Source organism: Stappia sp. ABD4_338 (assembly GCF_056312175.1).
The window spans coordinates 2,467,906-2,491,581 of sequence record NZ_CM149982.1 but is presented as its reverse complement, the minus strand read 5'-3'; the positions used below and the strand labels follow the sequence as shown (position 1 = coordinate 2,491,581).

At 66.8% G+C, this 23,676-nt stretch carries 21 protein-coding genes; 12 read left to right on the top strand and 9 right to left on the bottom strand.

Features of this window, described 5'->3' with window-relative positions:
- Window positions 1–2: 2 nt before the first annotated feature.
- From ACYX4S_RS11230 to ACYX4S_RS11210, 5 genes are read right to left on the bottom strand one after another with little or no spacing between them, the layout of a single operon-like run.
- Window positions 3–767 carry a polysaccharide deacetylase family protein gene (locus tag ACYX4S_RS11230; RefSeq protein WP_476360230.1) on the bottom strand — a complete coding sequence of 255 codons (765 nt, stop codon included), beginning with the start codon at window positions 765–767 and terminating at the stop codon, window positions 3–5.
- Window positions 764–1,924, bottom strand: a complete 1,161-nt coding sequence (locus ACYX4S_RS11225) for a glycosyltransferase family protein (RefSeq protein ID WP_476360229.1) — start codon at window positions 1,922–1,924, stop codon at window positions 764–766. Before ACYX4S_RS11225 ends, ACYX4S_RS11230 begins: the two co-directional genes overlap by 4 nt.
- A 4-nt stretch (window positions 1,925–1,928) precedes the next feature.
- Complete coding sequence (locus ACYX4S_RS11220) at window positions 1,929–3,044, bottom strand: glycosyltransferase family 4 protein (protein WP_476360228.1); 1,116 nt, start codon at window positions 3,042–3,044, stop codon at window positions 1,929–1,931.
- Window positions 3,045–3,051: 7 nt separating this feature from the next.
- Window positions 3,052–4,275: a glycosyltransferase family 4 protein gene (locus ACYX4S_RS11215; protein ID WP_476360227.1), complete on the bottom strand. Its 1,224-nt coding sequence runs from the start codon at window positions 4,273–4,275 to the stop codon at window positions 3,052–3,054.
- 31 nt (window positions 4,276–4,306) lie between these two features.
- Window positions 4,307–5,527 (bottom strand): glycosyltransferase family protein, encoded by a 1,221-nt coding sequence (locus tag ACYX4S_RS11210; RefSeq protein WP_476360226.1) that lies wholly within the window; start codon window positions 5,525–5,527, stop codon window positions 4,307–4,309.
- A 632-nt stretch (window positions 5,528–6,159) separates the two neighbouring features.
- Here ACYX4S_RS11210 and ACYX4S_RS11205 point away from each other — a divergent pair.
- The 7 genes from ACYX4S_RS11205 (at window position 6,160) to ACYX4S_RS11175 (ending at window position 15,101) form a co-directional block, all read left to right on the top strand.
- Window positions 6,160–8,748, top strand: coding sequence for an ATP-binding cassette domain-containing protein (locus ACYX4S_RS11205; protein ID WP_476360225.1), 2,589 nt, complete (start codon window positions 6,160–6,162; stop codon window positions 8,746–8,748).
- A 97-nt stretch (window positions 8,749–8,845) separates the two neighbouring features.
- The gene (locus tag ACYX4S_RS11200) at window positions 8,846–9,307 is read left to right on the top strand and encodes a cyclic nucleotide-binding domain-containing protein (protein WP_293720957.1); all 462 of its coding nucleotides are present in this window, start codon (window positions 8,846–8,848) and stop codon (window positions 9,305–9,307) included.
- Window positions 9,308–9,321: 14 nt separating this feature from the next.
- The gene (locus ACYX4S_RS11195; RefSeq protein ID WP_476360224.1) at window positions 9,322–10,152 is read left to right on the top strand and encodes an MBL fold metallo-hydrolase; all 831 of its coding nucleotides are present in this window, start codon (window positions 9,322–9,324) and stop codon (window positions 10,150–10,152) included.
- A gap of 128 nt (window positions 10,153–10,280) precedes the next feature.
- Window positions 10,281–11,684, top strand: coding sequence for an adenylate/guanylate cyclase domain-containing protein (locus ACYX4S_RS11190; RefSeq protein WP_476360223.1), 1,404 nt, complete (start codon window positions 10,281–10,283; stop codon window positions 11,682–11,684).
- A 108-nt stretch (window positions 11,685–11,792) separates the two neighbouring features.
- Entirely contained in the window at window positions 11,793–12,560 is a 768-nt protein-coding gene (locus tag ACYX4S_RS11185; protein WP_476360222.1) for an SDR family NAD(P)-dependent oxidoreductase, read from the top strand.
- Window positions 12,561–12,713: 153 nt separating this feature from the next.
- Window positions 12,714–14,219 (top strand): DUF418 domain-containing protein, encoded by a 1,506-nt coding sequence (locus tag ACYX4S_RS11180; RefSeq protein ID WP_476360221.1) that lies wholly within the window; start codon window positions 12,714–12,716, stop codon window positions 14,217–14,219.
- Window positions 14,220–14,276: 57 nt separating this feature from the next.
- Window positions 14,277–15,101 carry a DUF1194 domain-containing protein gene (locus ACYX4S_RS11175; protein WP_476360220.1) on the top strand — a complete coding sequence of 275 codons (825 nt, stop codon included), beginning with the start codon at window positions 14,277–14,279 and terminating at the stop codon, window positions 15,099–15,101.
- Between the two features lie 17 nt (window positions 15,102–15,118).
- Here the strand turns inward: ACYX4S_RS11175 and ACYX4S_RS11170 are convergent, their stop codons facing one another.
- Window positions 15,119–15,655 carry a hypothetical protein gene (locus tag ACYX4S_RS11170; protein ID WP_422068404.1) on the bottom strand — a complete coding sequence of 179 codons (537 nt, stop codon included), beginning with the start codon at window positions 15,653–15,655 and terminating at the stop codon, window positions 15,119–15,121.
- A 290-nt stretch (window positions 15,656–15,945) separates the two neighbouring features.
- Between ACYX4S_RS11170 and ACYX4S_RS11165 the strand changes: the two genes are divergently transcribed.
- The 5 genes from ACYX4S_RS11165 to ACYX4S_RS11145 all read left to right on the top strand — a co-directional run bounded on the left by ACYX4S_RS11165 (window position 15,946) and on the right by ACYX4S_RS11145 (window position 20,620).
- Window positions 15,946–17,112 carry an ABC transporter substrate-binding protein gene (locus ACYX4S_RS11165; protein WP_422068405.1) on the top strand — a complete coding sequence of 389 codons (1,167 nt, stop codon included), beginning with the start codon at window positions 15,946–15,948 and terminating at the stop codon, window positions 17,110–17,112.
- 137 nt (window positions 17,113–17,249) lie between these two features.
- A complete protein-coding gene (locus tag ACYX4S_RS11160) occupies window positions 17,250–18,173 on the top strand; it encodes a branched-chain amino acid ABC transporter permease (protein WP_293720966.1) in 924 nt (307 codons plus the stop codon).
- Between the two features lie 11 nt (window positions 18,174–18,184).
- A complete protein-coding gene (locus ACYX4S_RS11155) occupies window positions 18,185–19,165 on the top strand; it encodes a branched-chain amino acid ABC transporter permease (RefSeq protein ID WP_293720968.1) in 981 nt (326 codons plus the stop codon).
- A complete protein-coding gene (locus ACYX4S_RS11150; protein WP_476360219.1) occupies window positions 19,158–19,913 on the top strand; it encodes an ABC transporter ATP-binding protein in 756 nt (251 codons plus the stop codon). Before ACYX4S_RS11155 ends, ACYX4S_RS11150 begins: the two co-directional genes overlap by 8 nt.
- Complete coding sequence (locus tag ACYX4S_RS11145) at window positions 19,910–20,620, top strand: ABC transporter ATP-binding protein (protein WP_476360218.1); 711 nt, start codon at window positions 19,910–19,912, stop codon at window positions 20,618–20,620. Before ACYX4S_RS11150 ends, ACYX4S_RS11145 begins: the two co-directional genes overlap by 4 nt.
- Window positions 20,621–20,626: 6 nt before the next feature.
- Here ACYX4S_RS11145 and ACYX4S_RS11140 read toward each other — a convergent pair whose 3' ends face one another.
- From ACYX4S_RS11140 to ACYX4S_RS11130, 3 genes are read right to left on the bottom strand one after another with little or no spacing between them, the layout of a single operon-like run.
- On the bottom strand, window positions 20,627–21,388 hold the full coding sequence (locus ACYX4S_RS11140) for an ABC transporter ATP-binding protein (RefSeq protein ID WP_476360217.1): 762 nt from the start codon (window positions 21,386–21,388) through the stop codon (window positions 20,627–20,629).
- Window positions 21,382–22,449: a FecCD family ABC transporter permease gene (locus ACYX4S_RS11135; protein ID WP_476360216.1), complete on the bottom strand. Its 1,068-nt coding sequence runs from the start codon at window positions 22,447–22,449 to the stop codon at window positions 21,382–21,384. Before ACYX4S_RS11135 ends, ACYX4S_RS11140 begins: the two co-directional genes overlap by 7 nt.
- Window positions 22,442–23,563, bottom strand: a complete 1,122-nt coding sequence (locus tag ACYX4S_RS11130; RefSeq protein WP_476360215.1) for an ABC transporter substrate-binding protein — start codon at window positions 23,561–23,563, stop codon at window positions 22,442–22,444. The genes ACYX4S_RS11135 and ACYX4S_RS11130 overlap by 8 nt, the downstream gene beginning before the upstream one ends.
- Between the last annotated feature and the right edge of the window lie 113 nt (window positions 23,564–23,676).

The following is a 23,676-nucleotide window of genomic DNA, read 5'->3' as shown; positions in this document are numbered from 1 at the left end:
GCTCAGCCCGCCAGAAGATCCCGTATCCGGGCGAAGCGCGCGCCCGGATGCGCCTTCATGACGGCCAGTGTCCGGTCGAGAAACTCGAAGCTTGCGTCATCCTGCGCCAGATGGTGCGAGAGAAGCCCCAGCGGTTCGTCCGGGTTGGTGCGGCGCCTTGCAAGCTGGTAGTCGAAGCGCAAGGCTGCCTGGGGCCACCCGATGAAGCGGCGGTCCTTCTTCCACTTGATCATGTCGATGTGGGTCTGCACGTGACGCCGGTCGCGCGGGTGAAACTGCGTGAAGGTTGAAACGCCCGACAGGCCCGCCTCCTCCAGGCGGGCCGTGATCGCGGTCGTGATCCGGTTCCATGGCGGCACCATCACGGGCACGAACTTCTCCGCAAAGAGCGCCTTGAGCCGCACGTTCCCTTGCGCGAGTTCGCCGATGGCCTCGTCCACATCGCGGGCCCGGCCGAACTCGGCCGCCTTCTCCCCCCTGGCCTTGTCCTGGTGGTTGCGGTGCCGGTAGCCGTGTTGAAGCACGCTCACGAAGGGCTCCGCCGCGATGCGCTCGGCGAGGGCCTGCGTCGCGTCGTGCGGAATGACGGCGAGCGCCACCTCGCAGCCGTGGGCGTTGGCGATGCCGATCAGCCGCTCAAGGGGCGCGCTCGGCTCGATGGCGTCGTCGTCACGCCACCACACCGGAATGCTTCGGCCGCGCTCCGCAAACCAGTCGAGATGCCGGAGCAGTCCGTCGCGAAAGACCTCGAAGCCGGTATCGCTCATGCCGCGCGCTCCGCGAGTGCGCCGGCGAGGATCGAGGCCGCCGACTCTGCGCCGCCGAGCCGCACTGAAAAGCCCGACGGTCTTGGTGCTGAAAGGGCCTCGTCCACCGCGCGCGCGAGATCTTTTGCCGTGAGCCCCGCTTCCGGAACGCTGACCGCGCGTCCGTGGCGCACCAGGGCCTCGGCGCGCTGCGCCTGTTCCGTTTCCTTGATCTGGGCGAAAGGCACCAGGACGCTGGGCACGCCCGCGCGCAGCACGTCGAGCACCGTGTTGTAGCCCGCCTGGCTCACGGAACAGCGCGCCCGCGCAAGGAGCGAGGGAAAGTCCGCCCTTGCGCGCTCGACGACGAGGCCGTCCCCGGCGCCACTGGAAAGGTCCGCGAAGGTTGCCGCGTCGATGTCATGACCGGCGAGGAGACGCCAGCGGCAGGTGTTCGCGGTCCCGCTCAGCGCCCGTGCCGCCATGGCGGTGCGCAGCAGTTCCACGCCCACGGCACCGCCGCCGCAGGACACGATTACCTCGTCTTTGCCGTCTCCTTCGGGCGCCTCCGGCCGGGTGCCGGCGGTGTCCACGAAGCCCGTGTAGGCGATCAGATGCGCGATCCGGTCCGTGAAGGGGAAACTGTCCTCGAGGCGAATGAAGTCGGGATCGGCATGGACCAGAACGAGGTCATAGGCCGCTTCCGCCCGCGCCGCCATTTCCTCTTCCTTCCAGGCCTCCTGCTTGCGCACCAGGATGTCGCGCACCGATGCGGCGATGACCGGGTGCCTTTCCCGGGCCCGGGCCGCGGCGACAAGCGGTTCCATCTCGAAGGCAAAGGGCCGGCGTCCGAACGGCCAGGTTTCGGTCAGCAGCAGATCGAAGTCACGGGCGGAGAAGGCGGAAAGCGTCGCCTCCGTGCGTGCCGCCTTCCAGGCGTCGTCGATCTCGTGTCCTTCCGGGGTGATGAAGCTCTTGAAGCGTGCATCCCGCGCCCGCACCGGCGGCAGCTCCACGAGAGTGATGCCGTCGAGATCGGCAAGCGGCGGTGGGGTGTTTCCCGTTGCCAGCGTCACGTCGATGCCCTTGGCCGCAAGCGCCCGGCCGATCGCGAGCGCGCGTGAGAAATGCCCCGTGCCGAGCAGGTGCTGGACGTGAATGAAGGCGGATCGTGTCATGCTCTCACTGCCTGGCGGTGCTTGCGTGATGGCGCAGGGCGCCGTGAAGGAAGGCGTCTAGCCGGGCGGCTCCCGCGTCCAGCGTATGGCGCGCCCGGATATGGGCGCGCGCGGCTTCGCCCATCGTCGATACACGGGCGGGGTCGGCAAGAAGCCGTGACAGGTTCGTTGCGAGCGCGGGAGCGTCGCCCTCCGGCGACAGCAGCGCGCTTTTGCCCTCCGCCACGATGTCGGGCACCCCGAAAGTGGCGCCCCCGACGACACCGAGCCCGGCTGCCTGCGCTTCAAGGAAGACGAAACCGAAGGCCTCGCGCACGGCGGGCCAGACGAGCAGGTCATGGGCGGCGTAGAGCCGCGCCATGTCGGACGCGGCAACTTCTCCGGCAAGGGTGACGGGAAGTCCGCGCATGAGCGAGACCACGTCGTCCCGGCACGGGCCGTCGCCCGCGATGGTCAGATGGTAGGTGGTGCGGTCGAGGTTGCGCAGAGCCTCGGCCAGAACCCGGTAGGAGGCGAGCTTGGCACCCTCGCGCATCATGCCGACGGCAAGCAGCCGTAAGGGCGCGCCGGGGGCGGCCGGTCGGTGCGGCATGTCCAGAAACGGGGCCGCGTCCAGAAAGGGGGCGAGAAGCTGAAGCCGGTCTTGCGGCACCACGTCGGCCAGGCATTCGTGGTCCGCCCGGTGCAGGGCGGCGACCCTGTCGGCGCGGGCAAGCGCCATGTCGGCGGCCGCGAATCCATGGGCCCATTCGCCGGTCCGGCGCTTGGGCGCGCGACTTGCCTCGACCACCGCGTAAGCGGTGGCGAAGCGATCGGCGAGCGCCGAGCCGATCCAGTCCGGAGCCTTGTGATAAAGGTGATAGGTGAGGAAAACATCGGGGCGGTAGCCTTCGCGCGCCCAGTCGTCGCCGATGCGGCGAGCTTCTTCCCGCGCGTCGGCTTCGATCCGCTTCTGCCGCGATACGCCGCCCTCGCGGGACCAGGAGTGGAACCGGGTCGCGATCCGCACCTCGTGTCCGGCAAGTTCGAGTGCGCGCACCAGAAGCCGGCCCATGGTCCGGTCGCCGGAGGGAACCGGATCGTCCAGCGGTTTCATCGGGGCGGTAAAGGCGATGCGCATGACCTGTTCAGAGCACGGCCTTGAAGCGCTCTGCAAGCATGTCGAGCCCCGGGTCCGCCGAAAAACGCGTGCGCACGTCCTCTTCCGCGGCAAGCCCGAGGCGCTCCCGCAAGGCCGGGTCCCGTGCGACGCGTTCGATGGCCTTCGCAAGCGAGTGGGGATCTTCCGGCGGCACCAGAACACCCGTCTCTCCGTCCCGGACCAGTTCGGGGATCGCCGAGACATTGGTTGCAAGACAGCAGACCCCCATCGCCGCCGCTTCCATCAAAACGTTGGGGAGCCCGTCGCGGTCGCCCGAACGCGCGACCTTGGATGCCAGCACGAAGAGGTCCGCGCGGCGTGCCGCCGCGATCACGTCCTCGCGCGGGCGCGCGCCCTGCCAGCTTATGCGTGCCCCGATGCCAAGCCGCTCGGCATGTGCCTTGAGGTCCTCGGCCTTTTCACCACCGCCGATGTGCTCGAAGCGCCAGTCGAGGTCGGCGGGCAGGCGGGAAAGGGCCTCAAGCAGGTCGTCGTAGCCCTTCTTCTCCACGGCACGCCCCACGGACAGCAGCCGCACGGGCCCACCGGCGCCACCGTCGGCGGCACGCTTGCCCGGTGTCCGGCGTGGAAACGGCGAGAAATCGAGACCGTGATAGACCAGATCGACCTTTTCCGGCTGCGCGCAAAGCCCGCGCAAGTGGTCGAGATTGACCTTCGTGCAGGTCACGCCCCAGGCCGCATCGTCGAGCTTCACCCGCAGGTCCCACTCGGGACTTGTCCAGATGTCCTTGGCATGGGCTGAAAACGACCACTTGCGGCCCGACAGGTGGGCCGCATAGCGCGCGACCGAGCAGGGCGTGTGCAGATAGTGGGTGTGGATCCACGTCACGTCTTCGGGCAGTTCACGGGCGAACACACAGGCCTGTCCCCAGCGCCGCTGGCGGTTCGCGTTCGGTTCATGCGCGAAGTCGGCTTCGTAGAGCGCGCGGGCGGCCGCGTATGTCGGCTGCTTCTCCGCCCACCTGCGGGCGCGGGCGACCCGCGCGGGGTCGTCCTTGATGTACTCGGGCAGATACAGCACGTCCGAGGTGATCTGCCGGTGTACCGCATGGATGAAAGGGTCGTACGGCCTTCTCAGGGCGACGATGAGCTGTCCGATGCCGCGCTGCTGGAGGCCGAACATTTCCTGCGCGATGAAGGTTTCGGACAGGCGCGGATAGCCTTTGACGACGACGGCGATGCGGGACATTCAAGATTTCCGGTAAGGGGACGGACGTCCCTCAGTAGGCGGGGACCATGCGCGGCGCCGCGCGCACCGTGCGGGACTCCAGAATGGTCTCGACTCGGTCGCCGATGACGGTCAGTCCGCCCAGCAGGTTGTCGACACCGGCCCTGGAGGGCGGCGCGAGGAAGGGCAGTTCCTCCAGCGCGTCGATCATCTTGTCCACGTCCGGATATTCGTCGATCGGCAACACCTTGAGCAGGCCGATATCCTCGGCCCGGGTCGCGCGGATCGACTGTTCGCGGCGCGGCACCACGCGCGGCACGAGCAGCGTCGGCTTGTCGAAGGAGAGGATCTCGCAGAACGTGTTGTAGCCGCCCATGCCGACGATGGCCCGCGCGCCCGCCATGTAGGGCTCGATCGTGGGCAGGAAGCGCAGGATGTGGACGTCGCGCAGCGTGTCCGCGCGCGCCTGGAACTCCGCCACCGCCGAGGCCGGCATGAAGGGGCCGAGCACGATGAGGGCGGGAAACAGCGGGCGCGTGCGCGATTCGTAGGCGCGCATCACCCAGTCGACCATCTCCACCCCGTCGCCGCCGCCGCCGGGCGTGACGAGAATGTAGGGCTCGTCGTCGAAGGGCAGGGGCTCGGTGATGCGGGCATCCGCCGGGATCGTGCGGCGCAGGTAGCCGGTGTTCATCGCCTTCTTGTGGACGGAGGCCGGCAGGCCCATGCCCTCGAGCGGGTTGTGAAGGTCGGGCGGGCCGTAGATCCAGATCTCGTCGTAAAGTTTCTCCAGCGCCGGATCGACGCCCTTGCGGGTCCATTCCTCGCGCAGCACCGCCGGATCGTCCATGACGTCGCGCAGGCCCAGAACGAGGCGGGTGTTGCCCTGCTTCTTGAGCATATCCAGCGTGCCGAGGATCTCGCCGCGCAGGCCCAGCGGCTCCTTGTCCACGATCAGGATGTCGGGGTCGAACACCTTGGCCGTATGCTCGATGATCGAGGATCGGATGGCCAGGATGTGCTCGATGTTGAGCGACAGCGACAGGGGCGTGTATTCGCCGTTCCGGAGCTTGATGACGCCTGGGATGCGCACGAAATCGACGCGGGAGCGGAATTCGAAGCTGCCGATGATCGGCGATCCGGACAGGATCAGGACCGAGAGGTCCTGAAAGCGGCGAGCCAGCGCGTGGGCGATGGTGCTGCAGCGCCGCAGGTGGCCGAGGCCGAAGGAATCGTGACTGTAGATAAGGATCTTCGGCGAGCTGGTGCTCATGCTAGCGGTCCGCTTCCGACATTGGCTTGCCCCTTGAGCGTCTTGCAAGCGGTTGCCGGAACCGGAAGGGCCGATTGCCGGTCGCGCGATCCCGCCTGTCCTGACGGGCCGTTGGTGAACGGCCCTTGTCGTGGCGCTTGCGGGCTCAAGACGTCGCTACTTCGCTTCCCTGAAGCCATTCCGGCGGGTTGTCATCATGGCGGCGGTGCGGGTTGCGGCTGCGGGGGGAGACAGCCCAATTCGACTTGCCGGACGGACCGGTCTCGTCCTGCGAGCCGTTCAAACCGCCGTCCGGACAGGTCCGTGCACCGGAATCTTCCTATTTCTCTAGCCGTCGTGACTTTTGGATGCAAGGGCCTCGCCCGTATGCCGGGGCGCTGCGGCAGCCGGGCCTGCCGGGAAACGGGAGGGCTGCCGAGCGGCGGCCGGATCTTGCGGCGCAGCGTTTCGCGAACACCGCGGGAGGTGCGGGCGGTAGGTGAGGAAAGGTGGGAGGCGGGGGTGGCAGGGCCGGTGCAATTCTGGTGAGATCGCCAATGGCCAACTGGCCAATCATGTCGCCCTCGCTATGATGCGGGCGCTTCTATTCGCGGCGGGCGGCTGGCGCGCCTTCCCGGGACATGCGGGCTGATATGGAAAAAAGCCTTTTCCGGTTCATCTGGCGCTTCAGTTCGCGCCAGCAGATGGTGATCCTGTTGATCACCATCGTCTCGTATCCGGTCACATACATCCTGCTCGAGCTGCCCAAGCTGATCGTCAACGACGCGATCCAGGGCGAGAACTTTCCGCGCGCCTTCTATGGGGTGGAGTTCGATCAGGTGTCCTACCTGGTCCTGCTGTGCTTCACGTTTCTCGGCCTCGTGGTCCTGTCGAACGGCATCAAGCTGATCCTCAACGTCTTCAAGGGGCGGCTTGGCGAACGGATGCTGCGGCGGTTGCGATTCGAGCTGTTCCAGCGCGTGCTGCGCTTCCGCCTGCCGCATTTCAAGAAGGTGAGTTCGGGCGAGATCATTCCCATGATCACCTCCGAGGTGGAGGACGTCGGCGGTTTCATCGGCGAGGCGATCGCGCTTCCTGCCTACCAGGGCGGAATGCTGGCCGTGCAGATCGGCTTCATCTTCATGCAGGATCCGCTCCTGGGACTGGCCGCGATCTCGTCTTATCCCATGCAGGCCTATGTGATCCCGAAGCTGCAGCGCAGGGTCGTCCTGCTGTCGCGCCAGCGGGTGCGCAATGTGCGCTTGATCGCGGACAAGGTGGGCGAATCGATCGGCGGCATCTCCGAGATCCACGCCAATGACGCCTCCGCCTGGCATTCGGCCGACCTGTCGGATCGCTTCTATGCCAACTACCTGATCCGCTTCAAGATTTTCAACTGGAAGTATTTCATAAAGTTCCTCAACAACTTCATGAACCAGTTGACGCCCTTCCTGTTCTACCTGATCGGCGGCTGGCTGGTGATCGAGGGCAACCTGTCCATCGGCGCGCTTCTGGCGGTCATCGCGGCCTACAAGGACCTGGCGGGTCCGTGGAAGGAGCTTCTGTCCTATTACCAGATGGTCGCCGACGTGGACGTGAAGTACCAGACGGTGGTCGAGAACTTCGATCCCATCGACATCTATCCGGTCTCGCGTCTCACTGCTGACGAGGACACCACGCTCGAGGGACCGCTGGTCATGAAGTCGGTGACCTTCTCCGGTGGCGCTGCCGGGCAGGAGGTCTTCGACGTGTCGTTCAAGGTCGACGAGGGCACGCATGTCGCGGTGATCGGCCCCGACGGGTCGGGACGTTCGGAGGTGCTGCAACTCGCGGCCGGACTGATCGGTGCCACATCGGGGCGGGTGGAGATCGGCGGACACAATCTCGATCACCTGCCTGAATCCGTGCTTGGCCGGCAGATCGCCTATGTCGGCTCCTCCGTGCATGTGTGGACCGGAACCCTGCGCGACAACGTGGTCTACGGCCTGCGGCACAGGCCGCTGCGCGCGCCCGACCGCGAAGGCTCGGAAAAGGCCGACCATGAGCGCCGGCTTGCCGAGGCACGCGCGACCGCCAACCCCGAATATGACGTCGAGGCGTCCTGGGAGGATCTCGAGCGGGTCGGTTGCGAGGACATCGAGGGGCTCGATGCCCGGGCGCTCGACCTCATCGAGATGGTCGGCCTTGCCCCCGATGTCTACAGGATGGGCCTGCAGTCGCCCATCGATCCGACCGAGCGTCCAAACGTCGCCGAACGCATCCTGAGCGTGCGCAAGGCGCTTGCCGACAAGGTCGCGCATGACGAGCGCCTGTCGGCGATGATCGAGCTGTGGCAGGTCGAGGCGTTCAACAACTCGGCCTCCATCGCGGAGAACCTGCTGTTCGCGGCCCCCGCCGACCAGAGCGAGGGACTTGCCTCGCTCGCCGCCGACGCGGAGGTGGTCGCCGTGCTCAGGAAGACCGGCCTCTATCAGAAGCTGGTCAACATCGGCGCGCGCATCGCGGAGACCATGGTCGAGCTCTTCTCCAACGTCTCGGGCGATTCCGGCCTGCTGGGCGACTATTCCTTCATCACCCAGGAGGAACTGCCGGAGTTCGAGCGCATCACCCGCATCACGCGGCTTGAGAGCGGGCGCGCGGGGCTTGCCACCGCCGACGAGATCCGCCTGATCGGTCTCGCATTCAAGCTGGTGCCGGCCCGCCACCGCCTCGGCCTTCTCGACGACGCTCTCAAGGAGGAGATCGTGGCCGCGCGCGACGCGTTCCACAAGCGCCTTGCCAGTGCCGACGGCCGCTTCGTGGAGTTCGACCGCGACAGCTACATCGCGCCCATGTCCATCGAGGACAATCTTCTGTTCGGCCGTCCGCGCGTTGATCGTCGCGACGCGCGCGAGCGCATCGACAAGGTGATCCGCGCCCTGGTCGACGAGGCGGACCTGCGCGGGCCGATCATCCGGGCCGGCCTCGATTTCCACGTCGGGGTCGCCGGCTCGCGGCTGTCCACCGGCCAGCGCCGGCGCGTGGCGCTGGTGCGCGCCCTGATGAAGAACGCGCGCATCACCATTCTCGACGAAACGGCCGTCAGTCTGAACGACGACGACAAGGCCCTGCGGACGACGATCCGCAGCGAACTGGCCGGACGGACGCTTCTCTTCGGCGCGACGAATTTGCCCGTTGCCGAGGAATTCGACCATAGTGTCATCATGCAGCAGGGAAGGGTGAAGAACGATGCCGAAACCTGAGGCCGCCCGCCGGTGAGCCGCTCTCGCAACCCTTTCCCCGAGACAAGGAACGCCGGTCGCCCCTGAAGCGGACGATCAGGCCTTCAAAGGAGGTAATGTGACCCTAGACGCGGAAGTCGATGCATTGCGGCGCGTGCCGCTCTTCCGGGGCATCGACGCGACCAAGCTCAGGCTGCTCGCCTTCATTTCCGATCGCACCCGCTTCGCCCAGGGCGAATACCTGTGCCAGCAGGGCGAGGAGGGCGACAGCGCCTTCATCCTGCTCGACGGCTCGGCCGACATCAGGGTGGAAACCCCCGATGGCGAGAAGACCGTCGCCCGTCTCGGGCGTCATTCCATTGTTGGCGAAATTGCCATCCTGTGCGACGTTCCTCGGACAGCCTCCGTGGTCGCTGCGGAGGAACTTGATGTCCTGACTGTTTCCAAGGACGATTTTCTGCGCCTGCTCAAGGAGTTCCCCGACATGTCGCTCGAGGTCATGCGCACGCTCGCGCAGCGTCTGGAACGCACCACCCAGGACCTGGCGACGCTCAAGGCGTCGACCGGCGCGGCTGCGTGAAAGGGAACGACGGCGTGACGACGGGTGCCGGGCTTTCGCTCAAGATCTGGGGCGTCCGGGGATCGACCCCGACGCCGGGACCGACGACCCTGCGCTATGGCGGGGAGACAACCTCCTTCGAGATCCGCTGCGGCGACGACCTCGTGCTCGTGGACTGCGGTTCGGGCGCGCGCAATCTAGGCGGGTTCCTGCACGGCGGCCCGCCCCGCGCCTTCGACCTGTTCTTCACCCACACCCATCTCGATCACATCTGCGGGCTGCCCTTTTTCAAACCGGCCTATGACGAACGCTTCAGCATCAATGCCTGGGCCGGCCATTTCGCCGACAAGCAGGAACTGATGGACATCATCTGCCGCATCATGTCCCCGCCGATCTTTCCGGTGGCGGCCAAGCAGCTCAAGGCCGTGACGTTCCGCAACTTCGTCGGTGGCGAGCTCATCGAGCGCGAGGGCGGCATGATGATCTCCACGGTCGTGCTCAATCATCCCGGCGGGGCGACGGGCTACCGCTTCGATCACGCCGGGAAGTCCATCTGCATCATCACCGACCATGAGCATGGCGTGCCCGGGATCGACAGCGCCTTGCGCCGCTTCGTGGAGGGGGCCGACGTGATGATCTACGATGCCATGTTCACCGACGACGAGTATCCGACCTACGTGGGGTGGGGGCATTCGACCTGGCAAAAGGGCGTGGAACTGGCGCTTGAGGCGGGCGTGCGCCATCCGGTCATGTTCCATCACGACCCGCGCCGCTCCGACGACGCGCTCGACGCCATCGCCGAGGCCGCCGCCGCCCGTCATCCCGGCGCGCTGGTGGCGCGTGAGGGCATGGTGCTCACGCCCTGAGGGCACGTTCCGTTCACGGCCTGCTCGGCAAGAGGTGACTTGTCCGCGAGCCGGACGACATGTTCTTCTTTTCGCGTTCCGGTGCCGTGGAATGAACGGGGTGGACCGGTCGAGGGAGCGCGTGACAGATGGACGATCCTGCAAGCCGTGACGCGCTTCCGGCCCCCGGGACGACCCGTCATGCGGACCGGCTGTCCTGGCTGTCGCGACTGCGCCGGGTGGCCGCCGACGAACGCGCCATGCCGGCGCGCGTGCGGGCCGAGCTTCGGGCGCGGGAGACGAGCGCGGAACGGCTGATCGGCTGGATCCAGCTCGCCCTTGTCGTGTTCTTTTCCGTCCTTTATTCGCTTGCCCCGCGCGCGGAAGGCGCGGCCGGGTTCAATTTCGTGCCGCTGGCGCTGGCCGCCTATTTCCTGTTCACCGTGCTGCGCGTCGCGCAGTCCTATCGCACCGTGTTGCCGGGCTGGTACCTGGTGCTCTCGATCGTGGTCGACGTGGCCCTTCTCTGCGGCCTGATCTTTTCCTTCCACATCCAGTATGCCCAGCCGGCGACCTTCTATCTGAAGGCTCCCACGGTGATGTATTTCTTCCTCTTCATCGCCTTGCGGGCGTTGCGCTTCGACCCGCGCTTCGTGCTCGTGACCGGGCTGGTGGCCATCGCCGGCTGGGCGGCCCTGGTCGGCTACGCCATCCTTCCGGCGTTGTCGGAGATGCGCGTGACGCGCAACTATGTCGAATATCTTACCTCCAATGCGATCCTGCTCGGCGCGGAACTCGACAAGAGCATCGTCCTTCTCGGCGTGACCCTGCTTTTGACGCTGGCGCTCTATCGCGGGCGCCAGGTGCTCGTCGCGGCGGTGCGCGAGGAGGCGGCGGCCTCCGATCTGAAGCGATTCTTCGCGCCCGAGGTCGCCAGTTCCATCACCGGAGCCGACGAGGCGCTGGTCGCGGGGCGCGGCGAGGTGCGCGAGGTGGCCGTCCTCATGGTCGACATTCGCGGCTTCACGCGCATTGCCGCGAGCCTTCCGCCCGAAACCGTCATGGCCGTGCTCGCGCGCTACCAGGGCGCGGTGACGCGTCTCGTCGAGGACGGGGGAGGGCGTGTCGACAAGTACCTGGGCGACGGGGTGCTCGCGACCTTCGGCGCCGTCACGCCGAGCGCGACGGCGTCCGCGTCGGCGCTTGCGGTCGGCGAGGGACTGCCGGCGCTCTTTCGCGCGCTCGCGCCGGAGCTTCAGGCGCTGGGCTGGCCCGAACCGCTGCGCGCGGGCGCGGCGATTGCCGCCGGGCCGGTCACCGTTGGGGTCGTTGGCGGCGACGAGCGTCTGGAATTCACCGTCATCGGGGATGCGGTCAACCGCGCCGCCAAGCTGGAGGATGCCAACAAGTCCGTCGGGTCGGTCGTGCTCACCGATGCCGAAACCTTCGCGCTTGCCCGCTCCCAGGGGTATGCGGGCACCCCGCGCGAGACCTGCGGGCAGGTTGCCGTCTCCGGGCTCGACGGTCTCCGCGACCTTGTCGTTCTTGCCTGAGATCGCCTCCGCACCTTTGCCGGTCTTGACCGCCGCGTGCCCAGCTTGTCACTTGTTGCCCCGGAGGAACGCCGTGCATCCCGCACGGACGTCAGACGGGGAGGTCTCATGGAGCTTCGGGAAGGTTTGGCCGCTGTTGTAACGGGCGGTGCATCGGGACTTGGAGCGGCAACGGCCCGCAGGCTGGCGGCAGCCGGCGTCAAGGTCACGCTTTTCGACATGAACAGGGAGCAGGGAGAAGCGATCGCGAGCGAGATCGGCGGCGCGTTCGAGGAGGTCGACGTCACCAGCGACGAGAGCGTCGCCGCCGGCTTCGCGGCCGCACGCGCGCGGTTCGGACCCGAGCGCATACTGGTCAATTGCGCCGGCATCGCTCCGGGATCGAAGACCACCTCGCGCGGCGAGCCGCACCCCATGTCGCTCTTCGAGAAGGTCATCGCCGTCAATCTGATCGGCACCTTCCGCTGCATCTCCCAGGCCGCTACCGCCATGGTCGAACTCGATCCGGTCACCGGTGACGGCGAGCGCGGCGTGATCGTCTCGACCGCGTCGGTCGCCGCATTCGACGGCCAGATCGGTCAGGCGGCCTATTCGGCATCCAAGGGTGGCGTCGCCTCGATGACGCTTCCCGTCGCGCGCGATCTCGCCAAGTCGGGCGTGCGCGTGGTGACCATCGCGCCGGGACTTTTCGAAACGCCGATGCTTCTAGGCCTGCCGCAGGACGTGCAGGATTCCATCGCCGCCCAGGTGCCGTTTCCCTCGCGTCTCGGCAAGCCGGCGGAATACGCCGATCTGGTTGCCGCGATCTGCGCCAATTCCATGCTCAACGGCGAGACGATCCGCCTCGACGGCGCGATCCGCATGGCACCGAAGTAACCACATGCCAGCTTCGCGGGGCGGTGCACGGTTGTGCCGCCCTGCGGTACGCGCAAGGGTCGGCCTCAGCCCCGCGATCTTCTCGCTTGTCGACGCAGGCGAAGCGCGCATAAACAGGGAGCCTGAACGCTCCCTTTTTCCGGAAAAACCGACGTGGATCACCCGATTTCGTCCCCGGCCAGTGCCGCGGGACCGACCGCGCGCGCCGAAGGCCGCCTGCCGCTTCTCGATGCCCTTCGCGGTCTTGCCGCCCTCGGCATCCTGTGGCGCAACATCTTCGTCTTCGGGCTGCCCACGGTCGCCTTCACCCTGCCGGAGGAGTGGGGGCTGTCGACCGCCTCCAACGTCTTCACCTGGCTTTTCGTGGTGATCTTCGTCGACGGCACCATGCGCGGCCTGTTTTCCATGCTCTTCGGTGCGACGGCCATCCTCATCATGGCCCGCCACGAGCGCAATCCGGGCGGTGTCTTCGCGGCCGACCTGTATTTCCGCCGCCTGATGTGGCTCGTCGCCTTCGGTCTGGTGCATGGCTATCTGCTGCTGTGGCCCTTCGACGTTCTGTACGTCTACGGGCTGCTCGGCATGTTCCTGTTCGTGTTCCGCAACATGAGCGGTCGCGCGCTTCTGGCGATCGCGCTCGTCCTGTTCGCGATCTCCTCGGTCAAGGACGGCACCGGCTGGAGCCTGGAACAGGCGTCCATCGACGCCTTCGATGCCAAGCAGGCGGCGATGCAGGCCTCGGCGGAGACGGACACGGCGGAGACCGCAGCGCCGGAGACCGGCGCCGAAGCCGAAGCCGGTGCGGAAAGCGCAGCGGACGCGTCCGCTCAGGAGAGGCCTTCGGATCTGGAGGAGGCCGTACGGATCGAACTGGAGGATCTGGAACGCCTCGCGCTTGCCGAGATCGACGAGCGGCTCGCGCCCTATCCCGATCTTCTTCGCACCATCGCGGCGGAGACCTTCCAGGAGCAGACCACGCTGTTCTTCACCGATCACGTGCTGGACGTGGGCGCGATGATGTTCTTCGGCATGGCGTTCTTCCGTCTCGGCGCCTTCAGCGGACGCTGGCCCTTGCGCCGGTCGGCGGCGATGGCGGCAATCGGTCTTTCGGGGGGCGTCGTGCTTGGGTTCCTCATTCACGGCACGACCACGCTCGCGGGCTTCGAGAACTGGCAGATCGGTACCGCCGACGCCTATCTCTACAATGCCCGCCGCCTTTTGTTGTGCCTCGGTCTGATCGGGCTGTTCGACGTGCTGCTGCGCCGGCACGCGGGCGCGGTGCTGCTTGCGCCTCTTGCGGCGGTCGGGCGCATTCCGCTCACCACCTATGTCGGCCAGACGGTGGTCTGCATCGTGCTGTTCTATGGCCTCGGCTTCGGATTGTTCGGAACGTTCGAGCATCACGAACTGCTGCTCATCGCCTTCGCCATCAACGCGGTTCAGATCGTTCTGGCCGTGCTGTGGGCGCGCACCGGCCGGCAGGGGCCGCTTGAAGCGCTGCTGCGCTTCCTCATTCGCGGCGGCGGCGTTCTGCCGGAGCGCGGCGTCGTCACGCGCGTTCCGGCCGCATTCGCATCCCCGGAAAAGCCCTCACCGGAGCGGAGCCGGACAGCGCGCGCAGCGGCATCCGGCAAGGCAAAAGGCGGTTTGCGTCGCTGAGACGGTTGCCCTCAACGCCTCGATGTTTCACCCTTCCCCTTTCAAGGAGGGGTTGCCATGAGGTTGCTGAGGAACGCCGACAAGGGCTCGCACTCACGAGACGGGCGCTTGCATCCGCCCTTGCGCGGGGCGCGCGGCCTGCCCGGTCTCGCCGTCTGCGGTGCCCTCGCGGCCCTGCTCCTGTCACCCGCTCCGGCCCGCGCGACCTCGTTCTCCTCGGTCCCCTGTCCGCTTGCGCTTGTGCTGGCGCTGGACGTGTCCTCCAGCGTCGACGAACGGGAATACGCTCTGCAGATGAAGGGGCTTGCCGCCGCCTTCCGGGAGGAGACGGTCCAGTCGGCGATCATTGCCACGGGCGGCATTCTCGTCACCGCCTTCGAGTGGAGCGGACGCGACCAGCACGTCACCCATGCGGACTGGAGCTATCTCGCCACGCGGGCGGACATCGAGACCTTCGCCGATCTGCTGGCCCGGAGCCGGCGTCAGCACACGAGCTATCCCACCGCGCTCGGCTATGCGCTCGGACATGCCGCCATTCGCCTGTCTTCCGCGCCGCGCAGGTGCCTGCGTCAGGTGGTCGACATTTCCGGCGACGGGGTCAACAACGAGGGCTTCCCGCCCGCCAGCGCCTATCGCGCCTTCGACTACGCACGCATCACCGTCAACGGACTGGTGGTTCGCGGCGCCGATCCCGATCCCTTGCCCTATTACACGCGGGAGGTGATCCGGGGCTCGGGCGCCTTCGTGGAGGTCGCGGAAACCTATTCGGACTACGCCAGGGCCATGGCGCGCAAGCTCCTGCGCGAGATCTCCGGCGCGCCGCTTGCCGGGCTCGAGCGGTACCGGGCCGGCCCGCACGCGTCAATGCCCGTCACACGCTGAGCGGGGCGGGGGAGGCCTCAGTCGCAGCCCGGGCGCGAGGACGTCCCTATGGGGCCGCGCCCGGTGCCGCCGACGACGGCGCCCGACGAGCCGCACCCCGTGCCTGGCGCCACCGCGCGCTCCTCGGGAACGGATCCAGCCATGCAGTCCGCGTAGGCGTTGTCATAGGCCTGCTGCCAGGCGTCGTCCTGCGCATCGCCAAGCGCGTCCAGCGTCGCGAGCCCGCCGCCCAGGCGTGCGCCCTGGCCCGCGCCGCGACGGCTCCAGTCGCTTCCAGGCCGGGTGCGGCCGGCAAGGCCGCCGATCACCGCGCCTCCGACGGCCTCTTCCGCGACCCGTTCGCCAAGCTCGCGCGAGGACGGCAGGCGCGCACGCTCGCCGGCACGTCCCGCCTGTGCCTCGGCATAGGCCCGGCAGGTCTCGGGATCCGGGCCGCTGTCGGCACGTGCGAGACCGGCGAATCCCGCCGCCGCGCCAAGTCCCAGCACGACCACGATCGCGAGAGCCCTGCGCCGACTCGCGGGAGCTTGCGTGATGCTGTTGCGGGTGTTCATGAGCCCTCCGTCCTTTTGCGGATATGCAGTCCCTGGTTGCGGCAAGCCTAATCGACTCCGCCCTTCCGCATGATTAACGTGAGGTGAAAAGCGGATGCCCGGAGAACGCGCGCGTTCCGCGGAAAAGGGGGGCTTCACAGAGGAAATATTTTAGGCTTAAAATAAATCAGCGCCGCCAGAGAGCGGACCGGCGCGGCGGGGATGCCCTGTCGCACCTGACAAGAACAACCAGTCACCATCCAGCAGCCGGCCGTCAAGCGGCGCGCGGGCGCTTCTGAGGGGAGAATGCAATGCGGAAAGTGATGTTGGCGGCTGCAGCCACGGCGGCCCTTGGCCTTGCCGGCGGCGCGGCCCATGCCGAAAGTCTGAAGATCGGTTTCCTCGCCACCCTGTCGGGCCCGCCCGCGGTTCTGGGCGAGCACATGCGCGACGGCTTCCTGCTGGGCGTCAAGCAGGCCGACGGCAAGCTCGGCGGTCTCGACACCGAGGTTCTGGTCGTCGATGACGAACTGAAGCCGGATGCGGCGCTCACCAAGGTTCGCGGCCTTCTGGAGCGCGACGAGGTCGACATGATGGCCGGCGTCGTCTTCTCCAACGTCATGATGGCGGTCTACAAGCCGATCATGGACAGCGAGACGATCTTCGTCGGCGGCAACGCCGGCCCGTCGCCCATCGCGGGCAAGGCCTGCTCGCCCTACTTCTTCACCACCTCCTACCAGAACGATCAGAACCACGAGGCGATGGGCAAATACGCCCAGGACGCCGGCTACAAGCGCATGATCGTGATGGCCCCGAACTACCAGGCCGGCAAGGATTCCATCGCCGGCTTCAAGCGCCACTTCAAGGGCGAGATCGTCGACGAGCTCTACACCAAGCTCGGCCAGCTCGATTTCAACGCCGAGCTGACGCGTATCGCGGCGGCCAAGCCCGACGCGGTCTTCGCCTTCATGCCGGGCGGCATGGGCGTCAACCTGGTCAAGCAGTACGACCAAGCCGGCCTGAAGGGCGAGGTTCCCTTCCTCTCCGCCTTCACCGTGGACGAGACGACGCTTCCCGCCACCAAGGACACGGCGGTCGGGATGCTGGCCGGCGCGCAGTGGGCGCCCGACCTCGACAACGAAGCCAACAAGGCCTTCGTCGCCGCCTTCGAGAAGGAATACGGCTACGCGCCCTCGGTCTATGCCGCACAGGGCTACGATGCGGCGCAGCTCATTGACGGCGCGCTGAAGGAAGCCGGCGGCAAGGCCGACAAGGCCAAGCTGATGGAGGCCATGAAGGCCGCTCCCTTCGACAGCGTTCGCGGTGACTTCTCCTTCAACACCAACCACTTCCCGATCCAGGATGTGTATGTGGTGAAGGCGGTGAAGCGTGACGACGGCAAGTATGTCACCTCCGCCATGGAAAAGGTGTTCGACGACAAGGTCGACGCCTATGTCGGCGAGTGCCGCATGAAGTGACGGTTTCGACCCGGCCCGCGCGGATGTGCGGGCCGGGCTGCCGTTTCTCCCGCGGTCGCCCTGACGATGGCGCCGCGCCGCCTTGATGCGTCCGCACGCGTCCTGATCGAACCGCCCGAAACCGCGAGGCCCAAGCCTTGAGCGCGACCCTCCTTGCCGTGCAGACTTTGAACGGCCTGCAGCTCGGCATTCTCCTCTTTCTCATCGCCGCCGGCCTGACCCTTGTCTTCGGCGTCATGGACTTCATCAATCTCGCCCACGGCGTCCAGTACATGCTCGGCGCCTATCTGGCGGTCGCCGCCTATGCCGTCACCGGCACCTTCTGGGGCGCGCTCGCCCTGGGGCTTGTCGGCTCTCTCGTGCTGGGCCTCGTGCTCGAGATGCTGGTCTTCCGGCATCTCTACGACCGAAGTCATCTCGACCAGGTGCTGGCGACCTTCGGCATCATCATCTTTCTCAACGAGGCGGTGCGCGCCATCTGGGGCTCCGCGCCGCTGACGCTGCCCATGCCCGACGCGCTCTCGGGCTCGTTCGAGCTGATGGACGGGCTGCGCTATCCGGTCTACCGCATCGCGCTGATTGTCTCGGGCCTTGGCGTTGCCGTGCTGCTCTATCTGCTGGTGACCCGCACCCGCGCGGGAATGCTCGTGCGTGCCGGCGCCACCAACGCCACCATGGTGTCCGCACTCGGCGTCAACATCCGCCGCCTGTTCATGCTGGTCTTCGGTTTCGGCGTCATGCTGGCGGGCTTCGCGGGCATTCTCGCGGCGCCCATCCTGGTGGTGGAACCGGGGATGGGCGACAACCTGCTGATCCTCACCTTCGTGGTGATCGTGATCGGCGGCATCGGGTCCATTCGCGGTGCGTTCCTCTCCGCCCTCATCGTCGGCCTGGTGGACACGCTGGGGCGTGGTTTCGCCACCGACATCGCCCGCCTCGTGCTTTCTCCCTCGGCCGCCAATGACGTCGGCCCGGCCATCGCCTCCATGCTCATCTACGTGCTGATGGCGGGCGTGCTGTTCTTCCGGCCGACCGGCCTCTTCCCCGTGCGCAACGGATGAAAACGACCGCCATGACAGACACTCCCCCCGCCGCGCCGCCGGCCGCCTCCCGCTTCGGCCGGGAAGGGCTGATCGCGCTCGTCGTCTTCGCCTGCTTTGCCCTGCTTCCTCCGCTGGCCGGGGCCCTCGACGACAGCTTCCTCGTGTTCTTCGCCATCCGCGTGATGGTCTTCGCCATCGCCGCCGTGAGCCTGTCCCTGATCCTGGGCTTCGGTGCGCTGGTCAGCTTCGGCCACGCCGCCTATCTGGGGATCGGCGCCTATTGCGTCGGCATCCTCGCCGAGCACAACTACTGGGACGTGACCGTCTCGCTCCCCGTGACGCTGCTGGTCTGCGGCCTCTTCGCCGCCGTCACCGGCGCGATCAGCCTCAAGACGCGCGGCGTCTACTTCATCATGATCACGCTCGCCTTCGGGCAGATGGCCTACTACACGGCGACCTCGCTTTCCGCCTACGGCGGGGACGATGGCCTGACGATCTGGGGCCGCACCGAGGTGCTGGGCTCGACCATGCTTTCCGACCGCACGACCTTCTACTACGTGGTGCTGGGCGTTCTTGTGCTGACCTATCTGCTGGCGCGCATGATCGTCGCGTCGCGGTTTGGGCGCGTTCTGCAGGGGGCGAAACAGAGCGAGATGCGCCTGTCGGCGATCGGCGTGGATCCCTACTGGTACCGTCTCGCCGCCTATGTCATCTCGGGCATGATGGCCGGCGTCGCCGGGGCGTTGCTGGCCAACGCGGCCGAGTTCGTGTCCCCCGCCTACATGTCCTGGCACCGCTCGGGCGAGCTGATCGTTATGGTCGTTCTCGGCGGGCTCGGATCGCTGATCGGCGCGGTGGTCGGCGCGGCCAGCTTCCTGGCGCTGGAGGAGGTGCTCTCCCATTTCACCGAGCACTGGCGGCTTCTCTTCGGCCCCTTCCTCGTTCTCGTCGTCCTGTTCGGGCGCGGCGGGCTCCTGTCGCTTCTTCCGGGAGGTCGCAAGGATGGCTGAACCGATCCTCAAGCTTGACGATCTCGCCAAGTCCTACGGCGCGCTCAAGGTGACCGACCACGTCGATCTCGAGGTGATGCCCGGCGAGATCCACGCCATCATCGGCCCCAACGGGGCGGGCAAGACGACCCTGATCGGCCAGATCTCGGGCGCGCTCCGGCCCGACAGCGGCCGCATCACCTTCAACGGCAAGGACGTGACCGCGCTCGGGATGCCGGCCCGCGCCCGCGCCGGCCTCGCCCGGTCGTTCCAGATCACCGAGATCCTGCCCGCCTTCACGGCGCGCGAGAATGTCGCCCTTGCGCTTCAGGCGCGCCAGGGGCATTCGTTCCGCTTCCTGGCCAACGTGGGACGCGACCGCGATCTCAACGACAGGGCCGGCGAATATCTTGCGGAACTGGGCCTTGCCCATCGCGCCGACATTGCCGCCGGTACGCTCTCCCACGGCGAGAAGCGCGCTCTGGAACTGGCCATCGCGTTGGCGCTGGAACCGAAGCTCCTGCTTCTGGACGAGCCGATGGCCGGCACGGGGCGCGAGGAAACGGACCGCCTCGTCGAGGTGCTCCAGGCGCTCAAGGGACGCTATGCCATGCTTCTCGTCGAGCACGACATGAGCGCGGTCTTCGCGCTTGCCGACCGTATCTCGGTGCTTGTCTACGGCCAGATCGTGGCCACGGGCACGCCCGGGGAAATCCGCGCGAGCGCCCGCGTTCGCGAAGCCTACCTTGGCGAGGAGGGCGCGGCATGACCGCACTTCTGGACGTTTCCAACCTTCACGCGGCCTATGGCGCGGCGGAGGTGCTCTTCGGCATGGGCTTCACGGTCGCGCGTGGCGAGGTGGTCACGCTCATGGGCCGCAACGGCATGGGCAAGACGACCACGATCCACACCATGATGGGCATGATGAAGGCGAGCGCCGGGCGCGTGGTCTTCGACGGGCAGGACCTTTCCGGCCAGCCCGCGTACCGCATCGCCCAGGCGGGCCTCGGCCTCGTGCCCGAGGGACGCCAGATCTTCCCCACCCTGAGCGTGGAGGAGAACCTGGTCGCCACCGCCGCGAACCGTTTCGGGGCGAAGCCCGGCTGGTCGCTCGATCGCGTCTACGGCTTTTTCCCGCGCCTCAAGGAACGGCGCTCCAACATGGGCAACCAGCTCTCGGGCGGCGAGCAGCAGATGCTGGCCATCGGCCGGGCGCTGATGACCAATCCCAAGCTGCTGATCCTCGACGAGGCGACCGAAGGGCTCGCGCCGCTGATCCGCGCCGAGATCTGGGCCTGCCTCGACCGGCTCAAGGGCGAGGGGCAGTCGATCCTGGTCATCGACAAGAACGTCGATGCGCTGGAAAAGCTCGCCGACCGGCATGTCATCGTGGAGAAGGGGCAGGTCGCCTGGTCTGGAACCTCGTCGGAGCTTGCCGCCGACCCGATCCTGCGCGAGCGCTATCTCAGCGTGTGACGCGGCTCACGCCGTCCGGGCGATCCGTCCGTCCACGATCAGGTTGGGGTGCCCGCGCGAGCAGGTCTCGATGCGGGCATCGACCTCGAAAACGTCTCGCAGCAGGTCCTGGGTGACAACGGTTTGCGTCGGTCCGCAGGCCGCGAGGCCTCCGTTCGCGATCACGATGGCCTCGTCGGTGAAACGCAGCGCATGACCGAGGTCGTGCATGGCCAGAACGATCAGAAGTCCCTGATTGCGCGCCAGCCCCCGCAGCAGTGTCAGAAGGTCGATCTGGCGGCTGAGATCTAGGGCCGAGGTCGGCTCGTCCATCAGAAGGATCTCGGGTCCCTGGACGAGCGCCTGGGCGACGCCGACCATCTGGCGCTGACCGCCGCTTAACCGGCTGACCATCTGTTCGCGCAATCCGCCAATGCCGAGCAGGCCGATCACCCGGTCGACCTCCGCATGATCCTCGCGTGCGACATGCAGGCGTCGTCCCTGCATGCGCGCCAGCAGGATGGCCTCGTAGACGGACAGGACAGGCCGCGTTCCGTCGTCCTGAGGCATGTAGGCGATCGGCCGGGGCTGGCGGGCTCCCTCCACGCGGATCTCTCCCGGACCGGACTGGATCCCGAAGATGCGGCGGAACAGGGTGGACTTTCCCGCGCCGTTGGGGCCGAGCAGGGCGACCATACGCCCTCCCCGCAGGGGGGATGTCGAAATGCCGGAAAGAACCGGACGGCCCGAATACCGTGCGCCGATGCCCTCCAGAGACAGGCTTACCATGCGCTCCCCCGTCGGCTCAGGACGAGATAGAGAAAGAACGGGATCCCGACGATCGCCGTGACGATGCCGATGGGAATGATCGTTCCCGGAATAATCATCTTGGACAGGACGGAGCCCACCGACAGCAGCAGGGCGCCCGAAAGTGCTGCACCCGGCAGCAGGAAGCGCTGGTCCTCGCCGAGCATCATGCGCGCGATATGCGGTCCCACGAGGCCTATGAAGCCGATGGTTCCCACGAAGGACACGGAGATGGCGGCCAGCAGGCTCACCAGCACCAGCACCTCGAGACGGATGCGTCCGGGGCGAACGCCCATGCTTTCCGCCTTGGCATCGCCCAGCCGCATGGCCGTCAGCGCCCAGCCGCGCCGTGCCAGGAGCGGCAGCGCCAGTCCGAGCGCGGCGAGTGAGATCCAGAGCTTTGGCCATGTCGCCTTTGTCAGGCTGCCCATGGTCCAGAACACCACCGCCGCCACCGCCTGCTGGGAGGCGAAGAACTGGATCAGCGACATCAGCGCGTTGAAGATGAAGACTAGGGCGATCCCGAGCAGGATGATCGTCTCGCTGGACGTGCCCCGGCTGAGGCTCAATCCGTAGATTGCCAGCGACGTGAGCATGGCCATGAGGAATGCGTTGACCGGGATGATGTAGTCGACCGCGACCGGAAACAGCGCGACGCCGAAGGCGAGCGCAAGGGCTGCACCGAAACCCGCGCCCGCCGAAATGCCCAGTGTGAACGGGCTGGCGAGTGGGTTGTTCAGAATGCTTTGCATCTGCGTTCCGGCAACCGACAGGCTTGCCCCCACCGCCAGCGCCATCAGCGCGACCGGCATTCGGATTTCCCAGACGATCACCCGGATACTGGCATCGACGTGATCCGGCCGGAACAACGCCGCTGCCACCTCGTCGAGCCCGTAGCGCGCGGGTCCGAGTGCCAGGTCGGCGCACAGGCTCAGCGCAAGCGAGAGTGCAAGGGCGACAAGGATTGCCTGCCGGCGGAAGACGAGCGCGCGATAGAAATCGCGCCCCGCCGCCGCTCCGGCATCGGTCGTCGTGTCACTCATCGTTGAGCGACACCCAGTAGCCCGGCTTGTAGTCGATCGGCAGGAAGCGCTTGTGAAGCTCCTTCAGCGTTTCTTCCGGGTCGAGGTCGGGGAACAGTTCCGGGTGAAGCCAGGTCGCCAGCCGCTGCACGGCGACGAAGTAATAGGGGTTGTCGTAGAACTGGTGCCAGATGGCGTGGAACTGCCCCGTGTCGACAGCCGTGATGCCGGTCATGGCGGTGCGCCGGGTCAGTGCCTGCAGCTTCTTGCGCGCTTCTTCCATGTCCGAGCCCGGTCCCATGCCGACCCAGGCGCCGCCGGGAACATAGGCATCCCACTGGCCGCCGGTCACCACCACATGGTCCGGGTTGGCGGCGATGATCTGCTCGGGGTTGAGTGTGCCGAAGGTCGAGGGAAGGATGTCGCCAGCGATGTTCGTGCCGCCGGCGATTTCCACGTACTTGCCGAAGTTGCCGGGGCCGAACGTCATGCAGCAATCTTCCGAATAGCCGCCGGCGCGGTCCACGAACACCTTGGGACGCTCGAAGGACGCCTTTTCCAGCGTCCCGGTCACGCGGGCCATTTGTGTCTCGACAAAGTCGATATAGGCGTTCGCCCGGTCCTCGCGGCCGGTGATTTCGCCCATGATCCGCATCGAGGCGATGCTGTTGACCATCGGGTTCTCGCGGAAGTCGACATACACGATGGGGATGCCGAGCTTTGCGAGCTTGTCGTCATAGCCCGCATCCTCGGTGGCGGCGCGGGCCTCCAGGTTCATGAGCACCACGTCGGGCTTCAGGGCGGCTGCCTGCTCCACATCGAAGGTCCCGTCCTTGAAGCCGCCGAAGGTGGGGATGTCAGCAAGCTGCGGGAACTTCTTCTCGTAAAGGGCATAGGTGTTCGGATCGGCCTCGCCGAGGTCCCTGCGCCAGCCGACAACCCGGGCGAACGGGTTCTCGCGATCGAGAATGGCAAGCAGGTAGGTCTGCCGGCCTTCGCCGAGGATGATGCGCTCGGCGGGCGCTTCGAGCGTGACCTCGCGGCCGGCGACATCCGTGAGCGTCAGTTGTTCGGCGCTGGCGGTCAGCGGGAGAAGGGCGAAAGCGGCTGCGAGGGCTGTGAGGCGGTGCGTCATTTGAAATGTCCGGTCGACCTGTTCGGGGAGGACGTACCTATGCCTGAAAAAATATGAGTTATAAAGTCATGAAACGATGAATTCGGCCTGAAGCTTCGCCTTTTCCTCAGGGC

Excerpts from the sequence above, each read along its gene's own strand:
- ACYX4S_RS11230 (WP_476360230.1), bottom strand. The coding sequence starts at position 767 with ATGAGCGATACCGGCTTCGAGGTCTTTCGCGACGGACTGCTCCGGCAT.
- ACYX4S_RS11225 (WP_476360229.1), bottom strand. The coding sequence starts at position 1,924 with ATGACACGATCCGCCTTCATTCACGTCCAGCACCTGCTCGGCACGGGG.
- ACYX4S_RS11220 (WP_476360228.1), bottom strand. The coding sequence starts at position 3,044 with ATGCGCATCGCCTTTACCGCCCCGATGAAACCGCTGGACGATCCGGTT.
- ACYX4S_RS11215 (WP_476360227.1), bottom strand. The coding sequence starts at position 4,275 with ATGTCCCGCATCGCCGTCGTCGTCAAAGGCTATCCGCGCCTGTCCGAA.
- ACYX4S_RS11210 (WP_476360226.1), bottom strand. The coding sequence starts at position 5,527 with ATGAGCACCAGCTCGCCGAAGATCCTTATCTACAGTCACGATTCCTTC.
- ACYX4S_RS11205 (WP_476360225.1), top strand. The coding sequence starts at position 6,160 with ATGGAAAAAAGCCTTTTCCGGTTCATCTGGCGCTTCAGTTCGCGCCAG.
- ACYX4S_RS11190 (WP_476360223.1), top strand. The coding sequence starts at position 10,281 with ATGGACGATCCTGCAAGCCGTGACGCGCTTCCGGCCCCCGGGACGACC.
- ACYX4S_RS11185 (WP_476360222.1), top strand. The coding sequence starts at position 11,793 with ATGGAGCTTCGGGAAGGTTTGGCCGCTGTTGTAACGGGCGGTGCATCG.
- ACYX4S_RS11175 (WP_476360220.1), top strand. The coding sequence starts at position 14,277 with ATGAGGTTGCTGAGGAACGCCGACAAGGGCTCGCACTCACGAGACGGG.
- ACYX4S_RS11170 (WP_422068404.1), bottom strand. The coding sequence starts at position 15,655 with ATGAACACCCGCAACAGCATCACGCAAGCTCCCGCGAGTCGGCGCAGG.
- ACYX4S_RS11165 (WP_422068405.1), top strand. The coding sequence starts at position 15,946 with ATGCGGAAAGTGATGTTGGCGGCTGCAGCCACGGCGGCCCTTGGCCTT.
- ACYX4S_RS11155 (WP_293720968.1), top strand. The coding sequence starts at position 18,185 with ATGACAGACACTCCCCCCGCCGCGCCGCCGGCCGCCTCCCGCTTCGGC.
- ACYX4S_RS11150 (WP_476360219.1), top strand. The coding sequence starts at position 19,158 with ATGGCTGAACCGATCCTCAAGCTTGACGATCTCGCCAAGTCCTACGGC.
- ACYX4S_RS11145 (WP_476360218.1), top strand. The coding sequence starts at position 19,910 with ATGACCGCACTTCTGGACGTTTCCAACCTTCACGCGGCCTATGGCGCG.
- ACYX4S_RS11140 (WP_476360217.1), bottom strand. The coding sequence starts at position 21,388 with ATGGTAAGCCTGTCTCTGGAGGGCATCGGCGCACGGTATTCGGGCCGT.
- ACYX4S_RS11135 (WP_476360216.1), bottom strand. The coding sequence starts at position 22,449 with ATGAGTGACACGACGACCGATGCCGGAGCGGCGGCGGGGCGCGATTTC.
- ACYX4S_RS11130 (WP_476360215.1), bottom strand. The coding sequence starts at position 23,563 with ATGACGCACCGCCTCACAGCCCTCGCAGCCGCTTTCGCCCTTCTCCCG.